At 51.5% G+C, this 13,365-nt stretch carries 18 protein-coding genes, 1 other RNA gene and 1 pseudogene; 7 read left to right on the plus strand and 13 right to left on the minus strand.

Annotation, left to right across the window (positions count from 1 at the left end; genetic code table 11):
• The first annotated feature begins 27 nt into the window (after positions 1-27).
• Both ACP3TC_RS01975 and ACP3TC_RS01980 read left to right on the plus strand, forming a co-directional pair.
• Positions 28-483: pseudogene (locus tag ACP3TC_RS01975) on the plus strand (STM2901 family protein).
• Complete coding sequence (locus ACP3TC_RS01980) at positions 480-812, plus strand: DUF1493 family protein (RefSeq protein ID WP_426817407.1); 333 nt, start codon at positions 480-482, stop codon at positions 810-812. Before ACP3TC_RS01975 ends, ACP3TC_RS01980 begins: the two are co-directional and overlap by 4 nt.
• Before the next feature lie 146 nt (positions 813-958).
• On the opposite strand, the gene rnpB is transcribed toward ACP3TC_RS01980, so the two are convergent.
• Positions 959-1,338, minus strand: an RNA gene (gene rnpB / locus ACP3TC_RS01985) — RNase P RNA component class A.
• 32 nt (positions 1,339-1,370) lie between these two features.
• A complete protein-coding gene (rsmI, locus tag ACP3TC_RS01990) occupies positions 1,371-2,237 on the minus strand; it encodes a 16S rRNA (cytidine(1402)-2'-O)-methyltransferase (protein ID WP_313853917.1) in 867 nt (288 codons plus the stop codon).
• 62 nt (positions 2,238-2,299) lie between these two features.
• Between rsmI and ACP3TC_RS01995 the strand changes: the two genes are divergently transcribed.
• From ACP3TC_RS01995 to dolP, 4 genes are read left to right on the plus strand one after another with little or no spacing between them, the layout of a single operon-like run.
• Positions 2,300-4,321 (plus strand): penicillin-binding protein activator, encoded by a 2,022-nt coding sequence (locus ACP3TC_RS01995; RefSeq protein WP_426817408.1) that lies wholly within the window; start codon positions 2,300-2,302, stop codon positions 4,319-4,321.
• Entirely contained in the window at positions 4,279-4,674 is a 396-nt protein-coding gene (locus ACP3TC_RS02000) for a YraN family protein (RefSeq protein WP_313853914.1), read from the plus strand. Before ACP3TC_RS01995 ends, ACP3TC_RS02000 begins: the two co-directional genes overlap by 43 nt.
• Positions 4,675-4,690: 16 nt before the next feature.
• Positions 4,691-5,281: a DnaA initiator-associating protein DiaA gene (diaA, locus tag ACP3TC_RS02005; protein WP_052902921.1), complete on the plus strand. Its 591-nt coding sequence runs from the start codon at positions 4,691-4,693 to the stop codon at positions 5,279-5,281.
• Between the two features lie 10 nt (positions 5,282-5,291).
• Positions 5,292-5,864, plus strand: a complete 573-nt coding sequence (gene dolP, locus ACP3TC_RS02010; protein WP_426817409.1) for a division/outer membrane stress-associated lipid-binding lipoprotein — start codon at positions 5,292-5,294, stop codon at positions 5,862-5,864.
• Between the two features lie 63 nt (positions 5,865-5,927).
• Here the strand turns inward: dolP and ACP3TC_RS02015 are convergent, their stop codons facing one another.
• Positions 5,928-6,632 carry a pirin family protein gene (locus tag ACP3TC_RS02015; RefSeq protein WP_313853908.1) on the minus strand — a complete coding sequence of 235 codons (705 nt, stop codon included), beginning with the start codon at positions 6,630-6,632 and terminating at the stop codon, positions 5,928-5,930.
• 136 nt (positions 6,633-6,768) lie between these two features.
• Between ACP3TC_RS02015 and ACP3TC_RS02020 the strand changes: the two genes are divergently transcribed.
• On the plus strand, positions 6,769-7,668 hold the full coding sequence (locus ACP3TC_RS02020; protein ID WP_313853907.1) for a LysR family transcriptional regulator: 900 nt from the start codon (positions 6,769-6,771) through the stop codon (positions 7,666-7,668).
• A 91-nt stretch (positions 7,669-7,759) separates the two neighbouring features.
• On the opposite strand, the gene ACP3TC_RS02025 is transcribed toward ACP3TC_RS02020, so the two are convergent.
• The 10 genes from ACP3TC_RS02025 to ACP3TC_RS02070 form a co-directional block, all read right to left on the minus strand.
• Positions 7,760-8,074, minus strand: coding sequence for a DUF2645 family protein (locus tag ACP3TC_RS02025; protein ID WP_426817410.1), 315 nt, complete (start codon positions 8,072-8,074; stop codon positions 7,760-7,762).
• On the minus strand, positions 8,071-8,775 hold the full coding sequence (locus ACP3TC_RS02030; RefSeq protein WP_426817411.1) for a hypothetical protein: 705 nt from the start codon (positions 8,773-8,775) through the stop codon (positions 8,071-8,073). The genes ACP3TC_RS02025 and ACP3TC_RS02030 overlap by 4 nt, the downstream gene beginning before the upstream one ends.
• Positions 8,776-8,965: 190 nt before the next feature.
• Positions 8,966-9,946: a glutathione S-transferase family protein gene (locus tag ACP3TC_RS02035; RefSeq protein WP_313853905.1), complete on the minus strand. Its 981-nt coding sequence runs from the start codon at positions 9,944-9,946 to the stop codon at positions 8,966-8,968.
• An 83-nt stretch (positions 9,947-10,029) separates the two neighbouring features.
• Positions 10,030-10,422 (minus strand): DoxX family protein, encoded by a 393-nt coding sequence (locus tag ACP3TC_RS02040; RefSeq protein ID WP_426818227.1) that lies wholly within the window; start codon positions 10,420-10,422, stop codon positions 10,030-10,032.
• A gap of 243 nt (positions 10,423-10,665) precedes the next feature.
• A complete protein-coding gene (locus ACP3TC_RS02045; RefSeq protein WP_313853902.1) occupies positions 10,666-10,953 on the minus strand; it encodes a YqjK-like family protein in 288 nt (95 codons plus the stop codon).
• The gene (locus tag ACP3TC_RS02050) at positions 10,950-11,348 is read right to left on the minus strand and encodes a phage holin family protein (protein ID WP_313853901.1); all 399 of its coding nucleotides are present in this window, start codon (positions 11,346-11,348) and stop codon (positions 10,950-10,952) included. Before ACP3TC_RS02050 ends, ACP3TC_RS02045 begins: the two co-directional genes overlap by 4 nt.
• 1 nt (position 11,349) lies before the next feature.
• A complete protein-coding gene (locus ACP3TC_RS02055; RefSeq protein ID WP_313853899.1) occupies positions 11,350-11,655 on the minus strand; it encodes a DUF883 family protein in 306 nt (101 codons plus the stop codon).
• Between the two features lie 42 nt (positions 11,656-11,697).
• A complete protein-coding gene (locus ACP3TC_RS02060) occupies positions 11,698-12,069 on the minus strand; it encodes a DUF1090 domain-containing protein (RefSeq protein ID WP_426817412.1) in 372 nt (123 codons plus the stop codon).
• 193 nt (positions 12,070-12,262) lie between these two features.
• Positions 12,263-12,652 (minus strand): EnvZ/OmpR regulon moderator MzrA, encoded by a 390-nt coding sequence (gene mzrA, locus ACP3TC_RS02065; protein WP_313853895.1) that lies wholly within the window; start codon positions 12,650-12,652, stop codon positions 12,263-12,265.
• The gene (locus ACP3TC_RS02070) at positions 12,652-13,329 is read right to left on the minus strand and encodes a DedA family protein (RefSeq protein WP_313853893.1); all 678 of its coding nucleotides are present in this window, start codon (positions 13,327-13,329) and stop codon (positions 12,652-12,654) included. The genes mzrA and ACP3TC_RS02070 overlap by 1 nt, the downstream gene beginning before the upstream one ends.
• Between the last annotated feature and the right edge of the window lie 36 nt (positions 13,330-13,365).

Here is a 13,365-nt window from a genome sequence, read left to right on the forward strand (position 1 = left end):
TTTTTTTAACATAAAAGGAATTATGGAATGGATACTATTGAAGAGTTGAATGGTATCTATTTTTATCGAGGATTAAACAATATCACAGCTATGGAGTTACTTTTCTGGATACTTATTGAGGAGACTGAGAAGCAATTAGGTATTCAGGATATTGCTGGAGTAGCCGCGTTGCTGATGGGACATAATGGTATTGATGTACCCGGTAAGCCAGGCAGTGCTACACCCGGAACCTCTGATGCGTCAGTTTATTCGCGAAAATATCTAAGCTATAGATTCCAGAATAGAGTTTTACCTACGCTGACAAAAAAATCTATTTCACTTAATGGCTTATAAGTTTTTTGGGTCAACAATATGGGGGCTTTTGTTGGGCGAGCAGCACCCGTGCTGGGGTGGATAATCCTGGCAAATGACGTCAGCCAAATAAGTTTCAGAACAGCGAGTAAGTACAATGTGTTGGTTCGAAACGAGGATAAAATCTGGTGAATAATAATATTGAAAAAGTTGTTTATGAATTCATCCAGAGTGAGTTACCCCTTGTTACCACCATTCTGCTAAAGAAAGTTCCCGTGGGGATCGATTTCCCTCTTCAGCAACTACACGAAGCAGATGATGTTGCTGAAATGGCTAATAAATACTTCAGGGAATTTAATGTTGATCCGGCAGGGTTCACGTTGGAGCACTATTTTCCCTGGAAAACAGCGTGTTTTATGCGGCGATGGTTTAATGCAGAGCCGATCGGGCAGGATAAACAACCTCTGACAGTCAAGATGTTTGCTGAGTCAGCAAAGGCCGGTAAATGGCTATATGGATGATTTCAGCCAGATAAGTGGTGAATGGAGCAAGTTACTGCATCAGGAAGCAGGAATAGTTCATTTGTGCCGAGGTAGCTGAACACCGTAGCAAAGCCCTATCCCGCGCTCACGAAAAGCAAAAACCCCGCCGAAGCGGGGTCTTAAAGAGGTGAAACTGACCGATAAGCCGGGTTCTGTCGTGGACAGTCATTCATCTAGGCCAGCAATCGCTCACTGGCTCAAGCAGCCTACCCGGGTTCAGTACGGGCCGTACCAAGTGAACCCCTATTTGGCCTTGCTCCGGGTGGAGTTTACCGTGCCACGGACTGTTGCCAGCCGCGCGGTGCGCTCTTACCGCACCCTTTCACCCTTACCTGATCCCATAAATGGGCCATCGGCGGTTTGCTCTCTGTTGCACTGGTCGTAGGCTCATCACCCCCCAGGCGTTACCTGGCACCCTGCCCTATGGAGCCCGGACTTTCCTCCCCTCTGTCTGTCTCCCCCCGAAAGAGGACGGCAACAAAGCGGCGACTGTCTGGTCAGCTTCGGCGCGGATAATAGGGCATTCGGCGCGGTTTGTCACCCCTCTTGCTGTTCCAGCGCATACTTATACAGCGCATTTTTTTTCACGCCGTGGATCTCGGCGGTCAGCGCGGCGGCCTTTTTCAGCGGTAATTCAGCCTGTAACAGCGCCAGCGTGCGCAGTGCTTCAGCTGGCAGAGCATCGTCAGCTGGCGCTTTAAAGCCTTCGATAATGAGCACCATTTCGCCCTTACGGCGATTTTCATCCTCTTTAACCCACGCCAGCAGTTCGCCAATCGGTGCACCCTGAATCGATTCCCAGGTTTTGGTGATTTCACGCGCCAGCACCACATAGCGATCTTCACCCAGCACTGTGGCAATATCCTGCAGGCTGTCCAGCAGGCGGTGAGTGGATTCGTAGAAAATCAGCGTGCGCGGCTCCTGCTCAAGTGCACGCAGCGTGTCGCACCGGCCTTTGCTTTTCGCTGGCAGAAACCCTTCGTAACAGAAACGGTCTGACGGTAATCCCGCCGCGCTTAAGGCGGTAATCGCCGCGCAGGCTCCTGGCAGTGGCACCACCCGGATACCGGCTTCGCGACAGCGGCGCACCAGATGATAGCCAGGATCGTTGATCAATGGCGTGCCTGCATCGGAAACTAACGCTATGCTTTGGCCTTCCTGCAGCTTCGCCAGCAGCTGTTCTGCTTTCTGTTGTTCATTATGATCATGGAGTGCGAACAGGCGAGCATTGATGGCGAAATGTTGTAGCAACAGCCCGGTATGACGTGTATCTTCCGCAGCGATCAGATCGACGCTCGTGAGTACCGTCAGGGCACGCTGGGTGATATCACCCAGATTACCAATCGGCGTAGGAACGATATAGAGCGTGCTGGCAGAAATGTCTGCCCGATCGAGTTGTTTCATTGTTTCATCCGCATTGCCGATTTAATATTGAGCATCTTGAAAAAAACATCACTGGATACAGTATGCTTCCTTCAAAAGTCGTTCGTAATAAAGCAGGACGCTTCGTGCCTGTTCTTCTGGCCGGGCTAATTTTAGCAGCTTGTACTGGTCAGGCACCGCAAACTCCAGGTGCGGATGTCCAGGGACCTGCTACCAGGACTTCCGACTATTATCTGCAACAAGTGCAGCAAAGCTCCGATGATAACAAGGCTGACTGGCAATTACTTGCCATACGTGCATTGTTGAATGAAGGGAAGTATCCGCAGGCCAACCAGCAGTTCACTCAGCTACCGAAAACATTGAGCGACAGCCAGAGTCAGGAAGTGCAGCTACTCAACGCGCAGCTGGCGATTTCACGCCAGGATGTGGCCAGTGCACAGAGCGTGCTGGATAAACTCGACCCCTCTTCATTGTCGAAAGATCAGCAGGCGCGCTATTGGCAGTTGCAGATCAATGCGAATCAGGGCAAGCCTTCCCTGACGTTGTTACGTGCTTTTATCGCACAGGAACCGCTGTTGCAGGGTGCTGATAAGCAGAAAAATATTGATGCTACCTGGCAGGCGCTGACGCAAATGACGCCGGAACAGGCGAATAGTCTGGTGATTAACGCCGATGAAAATGTCCTGCAAGGCTGGCTTGATCTGCAAAGTGTTTATCATGCCAACCGTCAGGACCCGGATATGCTGAAAGCGGGCATCACCGACTGGCAGACGCGTTACCCGCAGAACCCGGCGGCGAAAATGTTGCCGACGGCGCTGGGGCAGGTACAGAACTTCCAGCAGGCCTCAACCGGTAAAATTGCGCTGTTACTGCCGCTGAACGGTCAGGCCCAGGTGTTTGCCAGCGCCATCCAGAAAGGCTTTAACGATGCGAAAAATGGCGTGCTGAATGCGCCTCCGCCAGCAGCGGAGGCTCAGCCGACAGAGAACGCTTCTGCAACGCCAGCAGAAAACGATGCGAATGCCGTGGTCAGCCCGTCAGCCATTCAGCCAGGTGATGACAGCGAACAGCAACAGAACCAGTCGGTTGCGCCCGCCAGTTCGCAGTCGGTCGCTACTGCGCCTGCCAGCAATGCCGAAGTGAAAGTCTACGATACCAGTGCTCAGCCGCTGCCACAGCTGCTGGCGCAGGCGCAGCAGGATGGCGCGACGCTGGTGGTAGGCCCGCTGCTGAAAAACAACGTTGAGCAACTGGCTGACAGCCAGACGCCACTCAATGTGCTGGCGCTGAATGAGCCTGAAAAAATCCAGAACCGTCCGAATCTTTGCTATTTTGCGCTTTCTCCTGAAGACGAAGCGCGCGATGCTGCGCATCATATCTGGGAGCAGGGTAAACGATCGCCACTGCTACTGGTGCCTCGCGGCTCGCTGGGCGATCGTGTGACCAATGCCTTTGCCAGCGAATGGCAGAAGCTGGGAGGAAGCACGGTACTCAGGCAGCAGTTTGGTTCCACCGGTGAACTGAAGCAGGGGATTAACAGCGGAGCGGGTATTCGTCTGACCGGCACGCCAGTCAGTGCGCCGCAAGAACAGCCGCAGGGTGTGACCATTGCTGGCCTGACCATCCCGGCGCCGCCGAGTGATGCGCCGGTGCAGAGCTCTTCCGGCAATGTGGATGCGACCTATATTGTCTCAACGCAGGATGAGTTGCAGCTGATCAAGCCGATGATAGCGATGCGCGTCAGCAGCCGTGATAATGTGGCGCTGTATGCCAGTTCTCGTAGCTTCCAGGCAGGCTCAGGCCCGGATTTCCGTCTGGAGATGGAAGGGCTGCAGTTCAGCGATATTCCGTTGCTGACCGGGGCTAACCCAGGTTTGATGCAGCAGGCAGCAAGAACATTTAATAATGATTACTCGTTGGTACGCCTTTATGCGATGGGCATTGATGCCTGGACATTGGCTAACCACTTTAGTGAAATGCGTCAGCTGCCTGGTTTCCAGATTGATGGCAACACCGGCAAGCTAAGCGCCACTCAGGATTGCGTCATCAACAGGAAGTTGACATGGAGCCAGTATCGTCAGGGACAAATCGTTCCGGCCAACTGAGTCGCCAGCAACAAGGGGCGGGCTATGAGTTGATAGCCCGCCGCCATCTGGAACAGGCCGGGTTGATATTTGAAGCCGCCAACGTGCGTTTTCGTGGCGGAGAGCTGGACCTCATCATGCGCGACCAGCAGCGCTGGGTGTTTGTTGAGGTTCGCTATCGTCGTAACGACCGTTTCGGTGGCGCCGCTGCCAGCGTGACGCGGCAGAAGCAGCAGAAGTTACTTCGGGCGGCAGCCATCTGGCTGGCGATGCGCAATGCCAGTTTTGATACGCTCGACTGTCGTTTTGATGTTGTTGCCATCACCGGGAATCAGCTTGAGTGGTTGCCCGACGCGTTTAATGCAGAAGATTAGAACCGGGTGAAAAACCGTGCTGGAAAAAATTAAAGCTTGTTTTACCGAAAGTATTCAAACGCAGATTGCTGCGGCAGAAGCCTTGCCGGATGCCATCTCGCGTGCTGCGATGACCATGGTGCAGTCTCTGCTGAATGGCAACAAAATCCTGAGCTGTGGTAACGGAACCTCAAGTGCCAATGCTCAGCATTTTGCCGCCAGCATGATTAATCGCTTTGAGACTGAGCGCCCGAGCTTACCGGCGATTGCGCTCAGCGCCGACAACGTACTGTTAACCGCGATTGGTAACGATCGCCTGCATGAAGAGATTTACGCCAAGCAGGTGCGCGCGCTGGGTCATGCCGGTGATGTGCTGCTGGCGATTTCCACCCGTGGTAACAGCCGCGATATCGTCAAAGCCGTTGAGGCGGCGGTAACGCGCGATATGACGATTATCGCACTTACCGGTTACGACGGCGGTGAGCTGGCCGGTTTGCTGGGGCCACAGGATGTGGAGATCCGCATCCCTTCACACCGCAGCTCAAGGATACAGGAAATGCACATGTTAACCGTGAATTGCCTGTGCGATTTGATAGATAACACCTTATTTCCCCACCAGGATGTTTGAAGGAGCAAAAATGAAGGCATTATCTGCATGTGCAGTTATTCTTACCGCGCTGATGCTACAGGGTTGTGCAGCAGTGGTTGTGGGTAGCGCAGCCGTAGCCACTAAAACGGCCACTGATCCACGCACGGTGGGTACTCAGGTTGATGATGGAACGCTGGAGCTACGCGTCAGTAACGCGCTGGCGAAAGACGAACAGATTAAGAAAGATGCGCATATCGTCGCGACCGCCTATCAGGGCAAAGTTCTGCTGACCGGCCAGGCGCCGAGTGCCGATACTGCGGGCCGGGCGAAACAGATTGCGATGGGTGTGGATGGCGCAACTGAGGTTTACAATGAGATTCGCCAGGGGCCAAAAGTGAGTCTCGGCACCGCCTCTTCCGACACCTGGATTACCACTAAAGTCCGTTCCCAGTTACTGGGCAGCGATCAGGTGAAGTCGTCCAACGTGAAGGTGACGACTGAAAACGGCGAAGTATTCTTACTGGGTCTGGTGACCGAGCAGGAAGCGAAGGCCGCAGCGGATATCGCCAGCCGCGTAGGGGGTGTGAAACACGTGACTACTGCGTTTACCATTCTGAAGTAACCAGTGTGGCGGCGTTCTCGCCGCCTGTGCCGCACGGGAGCCGAAAATGGCTCCCGGATAAAATTATACCGGCAAATCAATCACCAACGCCCGTAGCGGCGTTGCGGCAACCAGCGACACATGCTGCTCTTCTTTAATAAAAGCCCCATCGCCACAGACCAGCGTTTGCTGTTGCTGAGACTGCGTCTCTGCTTGTAAGGACCCATGAATCGATTGCAGATAAGCACGCGGCCCATGCAGTTTAGTGGACCAGCTTTCGCCGGGTTGCAGCTCAATATGGTGTATCCAGACCTGCTGACGCAGTTGTAAGCTGCCCAGTTCGCCATCAGGCGATGCCAGCAAAGTATACGACTGGCGGGGTGAGATTTTCACGCGTTGAATCAGCGGGTTTTCCCGCTCCGGGCAGGCATCCAGCCACAGTTGCAGGCGCGTCAACGGCGTCTCTTTGCTCAGGTTGTGTTCACTCCAGGTGACGCCAGCCTGAGTAGACAGCAGCAAGGCTTCCCCGGCGCGCGCGCTGGTGTGATTGCCTTCGCTGTCGCGATATTCAGCTTCGCCTTGCAGAATTAAATTGAGGATATCCACCTTCGGATAGCTGCGCGGCTGAAAGGATGCCGCTGGTGCCAGTACTTCCTGATTCAGCACTCGCAGCGACGCATAGCCCAGCAGTTCAGGATCAAAGTAATGTCCAAAAGAGAAAGTATAGCGACCCTGCAACCAGCCATAATCGGCCTTGCCACATTCGTTCGCTGCACGTGATGTAATCATAATTGTTTTAACCTCCAGTGTCGTCCAGCCCCAGAGTGGCGGACGCTCATCATCATTCCATGGTAAGTTTCTGGACGCAGGATTGTTAGCCAGTTAATCTGCTGGGTATATTCAAATTTCCTGACAGAGAATCGCGATGGCTAAAGATCGGGCCTTAACGTTAGAAGCTTTACGGGTGATGGATGCTATCGATCGTCGTGGCAGTTTTGCCGCCGCCGCTGATGAGCTGGGGCGCGTGCCGTCTGCGCTAAGCTACACCATGCAAAAGCTGGAAGAAGAGCTGGACGTGGTGTTATTTGACCGTTCTGGTCATCGAACTAAATTCACCAATGTTGGCCGGATGCTGCTGGAGCGCGGGCGGGTTCTGCTTGAGGCTGCGGACAAATTAACCACCGATGCGGAAGCGCTGGCGCGCGGCTGGGAAACTCATCTGACAATTGTGGTTGAAGCGCTGGTTCCCAGCCAGCTGCTGTTCCCGCTGGTTGATAAACTGGCGGAAAAAGCGAATACCCAAATTTCACTGATGACAGAAGTGCTGGCGGGTGCCTGGGAGCGGCTGGAACAGGGCAGAGCGGATATTGTTATCGCTCCGGATATGCATTTCCGCGCATCATCGGAGATTAACACTCGCAAACTCTACAGCATGGTCAGCGTCTACGTCGCCAGCCCGGACCATCCGATCCATCTTGAGCCTGAGCCACTGTCCGAAGTGACGCGAGTGAAATATCGCGGCATTGCGGTGGCGGATACTGCGCGTGAGCGCCCGGTGTTAACCGTTCAGCTGTTGGACAAACAGCAGCGTTTAACCGTCAGTTCGATTGATGATAAACGCAAAGCGCTGTTGGCCGGTCTCGGCGTTGCTACCATGCCTTATCCGCTGGTGGAAAAGGATATCGCTGAAGGGCGCTTGCGGGTAGTCAGCCCGGAATATTCCCGTGAGGTAGATATTATTATGGCATGGCGACGTGACAGTATGGGTGAGGCGAAGGCCTGGTGCCTGCGTGAGATACCGCGTTTATTGGCAAAGCAGCGATGAGTTTATTCTCTGCTATCCTGCACAGCTGATTACATCAAGCAGAGTTCCATAAATGGCTCTCTGCTGTATTTTGTCTTTGATATAATATAATTTAAAAACATAGAGAAAATCGTAAAAAAAATCGCCATATCCAAAATGTGAGTAAGAATATTAACAGTAAATTATAAAAAAGGGATTTAAACTTTCTTCTTGAGGAGATGTGGATGAATGGAATGATAAGAGTTAATGTTACTGGAGCAAGGATATCTCGGGTGTCATCATAAACCAAATTCTCAAAAGCAATACAGATATTAGTTAATGCTCCCTCTCCAACCATATATTCATGGTCAAAAACAGACATCATATAGATAACTAATAATGAAAAAAAGAAATATCCGATGGCAGTTACTCTTTTCCAGCTGATCATTCTCCTAAGTCCATTATATTCTCTATCGACTTCCTCTTATTTATAATGCTGCGTCCATACTCTGTATATTTTCGCAGCGGAGAACCTACTGGAGCATTAATGGAATCAATAAAGTCCTGTTTTTTTCGCTGGATCCCTCTATTGTAGCGTGAGCCCGCGAGGATAATCTGTTCATCATTAAGATTGCGTGTGTCAGCATCAGGATAGTCATAGAGGATTAAATCGTGAAGATGTTTAGCAACGATCTGTATATTGTAATCATTGTTAAGTAAGCAATTTGAAAGTTGAAACTGCTGTGTTCGGTTAAGCTTAGAGGGATCGATACCAATAGCTTCGGCGGCTGCGCGTAACTGTATTGCCAGTGAACCCACGGATGTAACATTCGAGAGATTATTATTCCCTCTAAATATATCAATTAACTGGCGAAACTGAAGAAGACCATATGTTTTCAATCTATCTGGTTTTCCTCCCACTTCGGAAACTGCAACCCCTGCTAATAATAATTCTGGTATGTTGTTTTCTTGTGAAAATCGGCTAATTGCATGCCTGTTATAAACTAAAAATCCAGCTTTGTAGGCCCACAGGTAATTTTCTCCAGTAACGAATCGCTGATTGCCTGGAAGTAATTTATAACGCATAAGATCTATAGCGTTGAAATGAGGAAAACCCAGATCATCAACAGTGCAGAATGCATTTCCCATTGTTAATTCCCTATAAGGTAAATCTCCTGAATATATTGAGGTAATATACCGCTTAAAGTCTTAATGAGAAGTTAATAGTTAAAGAATTGTTTTTTTTGTGATGAGCATCAATACTCTGAAAGATTACGTTAACGAGTACTAAAAAGAGTGAACAGGGTGACATTCAAGCCACCCGTGACAATATCACTCATTAAAGATGGTCCCGCCCGTGCGGCTCATCCCAGTTAAACGCTGGCCCGATGGAAATCACGCCGTGCGGATTAATAGTTTTATGGCTGCAATAATAGTGATGGCGGATATGCGCCAGATCGACGGTCTCCGCAATGCCCGGCATCTGATAAATCTCGCGCAGGAAGCCATTCAGATTCAGATAATCACCAATACGATGCTTGTCACATTTGAAATGGGTGACATACACCGGATCAAAGCGCACCAGCGTTGTCCACAGACGCAGATCGGCTTCAGTCAGACGGTCGCCGGTCAGATAGCGATGCTGCCCCAAAATTTGCTCAAGGCGGTCCAGCGAGCTAAACAGCGAAGTAACGGCTTCGTCGTAGGCTTCCTGTGAGGTGGCAAAGCCACTTTTGTAGACGCCGTTGTTAACGGTGTCATAAATCCAGCCGTTCAGTTCATCAATGCTGGCACGTAAATCCTGCGGATAGAAGTCTCCCGCGCGGGCACCCACGCCATCGAATGCCGAGTTAAACATGCGGATGATGTCAGCAGACTCGTTGCTAACGATGGTGTTCTGCTGCTTATCCCATAATACCGGGACCGTCACGCGGCCGGTATATTCTTTGTCAGCGCGCAGATAGAGCTGATAAAGAAACGCGTTATGAAACAGGTTGTCACCGGTAGCCGCAGGAAAATCGTCATCAAAGGTCCAGCCATTTTCCAGCATCAACGGATGTACCACTGAAACTGAAATCAGATTTTCCAGCCCTTTCAACTGGCGCATCAGCAAGGTGCGGTGCGCCCATGGGCAGGCCAGTGAGACATACAGATGATAGCGGTCGCGCTCGGCGCGAAAACCGCCGCTGCCGGTCGGGCCAGCTGAGCCATCGGCAGTGACCCAGTTACGGTAAGCCGATTCAGAGCGCTTAAAGCGGCCACCGGTGGATTTGGTGTCATACCAGTTGTCGTGCCAGACACCGTCAATTAACAGTCCCATAAAACCTCCAAAATAAATGAGGCGAGGATGAAATCATCCTCGCCCTGGTATCAGTCATAATTTAGAGTATAGACCTACCGCTGTTACCATTTTTTATTGATTAGGCGGTCGATGCTGAAAGCGCCCGGACCGGTAATACCTAACAGTAAGAAGCCGCCAGAAATGGTCAGATTTTTCATAAACATCAGCTGGTTAACGCCTTCAGCAAAGTTGCTGTGGAAAATAAACGCGGTCAGCAGTGTAAAGCCAGCGGTAAACAGTGCGGTAGTACGGGTCAGGAAGCCGAACAGAATGGCCAGACCGCCGCCGAACTCCAGCAGGATGGTTAGCGGCAGGAAGAAGCCTGGAACACCCATTGCTTCCATATACTGCTGAGTACCGGCATAACCGGTGATTTTGCCCCAGCCTGCAGTAATGAACAGAATTGGCATCAGAATGCGTGCGATCAGTAACCCGGTATCTTCTAATTTTTTCATCATTTACTCCAACGTGTTTTTTATTATGGGCAGAACAAGTCAGCCAGCTAAGTAACAAGGCTCACGGGCAAAACGCGCTGGAGTCCTTTCGTTGAAGAAGATAATAATCGCGAATGATTAAGGTTGTAAGCGAGATATACTGTCGATGTTATTCAAGAAAATTGAATTGGAAGAAATGGCAGGAAATCAGTGAAGCGGGCAGTACCAAGGGGAGAAATGGGCGGCAACAGCGCCGCCCCTAAGTTATCGGCTACCGGGCAGGTTTTTACGAATCAACCGCCAGGTGCTCCATGCACCGAAGCCGCGCTTAGCCCAGCGCAGCAGGAAGCTTGGGTTACGTGCGGACCAGATGGCCAGCGCGCTACTTCCTATAACTAAATAGCGGCGCATGCTGACCAGCGTCAGCCAGCCGCTATCGTAACGAGCAGTGCTCGTCAGCCAGTCGCGGCGAGCGGCGGTCAGATCGAGGCGTTGCTGCTGGACAATGCCCAGCAGTTCGGCCTTACGCTGTTCGCGTTCGCGGCGGCTCATGCACCGTCATCCTCAAGCAGCTTGCGGTCGGTTTCCAGCTCTTTACGCGTGGCGCGCAGCAGCGTCGATTTGCGCGACTTGCTTAACGCCCACAGACCAAAGAACAGCGCCAGTGCAAACAATACGCCGGTAGTGATGGCGATTGCCATCAGACGATATTGTGCATCGACCGCCCAGACGACCAGTACCATCAAGCTCATCAACCCGAAGGCGGTGAACAGCATGGTTAATCCGACCATCATCAGCATCTGCAGCAGATTGGCTTTCTCTTCCTCCAGCTCTACCACTGCCAGCCGCACGCGGGTTTCAACCATGCCGACCAGCGTGGTGATGATACGCTGTCCTATGTTTATGACCCCTTTGCCCGGGCCGTGGCTTTGCTGTGAGTCGGCCATATTAACGACGCGTCAGCAATACGCCCAGCACCACGCCTACAGCGGCACCAATGCCGACGCCATGCCATGGATTTTCACGCACATACTCATCGGCGCGTCCTGCTGCTTCGCGGGTACCCTGTGCAATACGCTCGCCAGATTCGCCCAGGCGGTGACGTGACTCATCCAGCGCGGCGCGTGCCTTGGTACGCAGCTTGTCCAGCTCGGTTTTTGATTTTTCACCGGTGGTGCTCAGTACTTCTTCCAGGGTGTCGGCCAGATTTTTTAATTCCGCGCGCAGGTGTTCTGAGGTGGTATCTTTTGACATGAAACACTCCTTATTATCATTGGATTAAGTCAGTTACTTCGGTTAATACGGTGCTGCTTCTGTTTGTTTAAGTTCTTCGCGTGCTTCAGCCAGTTTCTTCTCACGTTTGGCAATTTTTTCATTATCGCCTTTATCACGTGCTTCACTCAAATCGCGTTCACGTTCAGCAACTTCGTGCTTATGTTTTTCAATCTTCTCCTGATGCTCAGCTTTAAGACCGGCATCAGTACAGCCTGCACGCGCTTCGGTAAGCGCACGCTCCAGTCCGGTCACACGACGTTGATTATCGTGCTGACGAGCGATATCGATCTGTTGCTGAATAGCCTGCTCTTTCTGCTGGCAGAGCGGTTCAGCTGCCTGAGCGAAGCCGGAGAGAGAGAAAAGACCTAAACAGAGAACGAAGCGAAATTTCATGTTCTTTTACCTTCCTTTGTTGATATGTCGGGCGTTATGCAGAATCCCGACACTGGAAATTCCTGAGTCTGCTTTGGGCCATAAGGCAAAACAGACATTATCCTGTAAGGATAGTCAGAAATTGGTGAAAGCTCAAAGCAGAGGGTGTAAGTGGGGGAATTATGACCGCCGACCATAGCGTCGGCGGTAGATCTCAGCCAACCGACTGAGGATTAAAGCTGATGCGGCTGAACCAGCTTTTGCTTGAGGTCGCATCCATTTGTGCTATCTCAAACCCGTAGGGCAGTATCTGCTGCAACGCCTTTTGCGCTGCCAGGCTCTGCTCCTGCGAGTCAAATTTGATCACCAGTGAATCGCGGTCAGGCGTGATGCTCTTAATCTGAATGCCCTGCGCATTAAGGCGCTGCCAGACATAAAAACCATCCGGTAGTGAGATGCCCTGACGGGATGTTTTAATCTGTAAAGCGGTCTCCTGGCGGTACAGTGCTGGCATTAGCACAACGGCTAATAAGGCCAGCGCGCCCAGCACCAGCCACGGTAGCAGACGCCGCCGCCCGGTAGTCCATTTGGGTAACACGATCATTATGAGTTTCCTTTCTCACTACCTGGATTTCGCTTGTTGCGCCATAAAACGTACAGTGAACCAAACAGGCCAAACACCAGTAAAACCAACGGTAACAGCATCAGGCAGAACATCACCTCATCTTCATATTTGCGGAAAATCGGCGTTTTACCTAATGCGAAGCCCATAACCGTCAGAATGAGTATCCAAAGTAGCGCGCTCATCCAGTTAAAAAACTGAAAGCGAGCATTGCTGAGGCCTGACAAACCCGCGATGGTTGGCAGCAGGGTACGAACAAAAGCAATAAAACGGCCGATTAACAGTGCCGAAAGGCCATGACGATGAAATAGACGGTGCGCCCGCTGATGGTACTGCGCGGGCAAATGGGAAAGCCACTTCTGCACCGTGACGGTATTCCCCAACCACTTGCCTTGTATGTAACCGACCCAACTCCCAAGGCTGGCTGCGGTTGTCAGGATAAGAATGGTCAGTGGGAAGTTCATGGTTCCTTTGGCGATCAATACGCCTACCAGAATCAGCAAGCTGTCTCCTGGCAGAAAGGCTGCGGGCAGCAGGCCGTTCTCGAGAAACAAAATCATAAACAGTATGCCGTAAATTGCCCAGACCAGCGTCGGATCGGCCAGGGTTTCATAATCTTGTTGCCACAGTGCATGCAGCAACTCTCTCATAATATCCATTAATTCTTCCTGAACATCATTGTTAAACACGCTTGC

Origin of the sequence: Winslowiella sp. 2C04 (genome assembly GCF_050037805.1) — a bacterium.
Classification (GTDB): Bacteria; Pseudomonadota; Gammaproteobacteria; order Enterobacterales; family Enterobacteriaceae; genus Erwinia; species Erwinia toletana_A.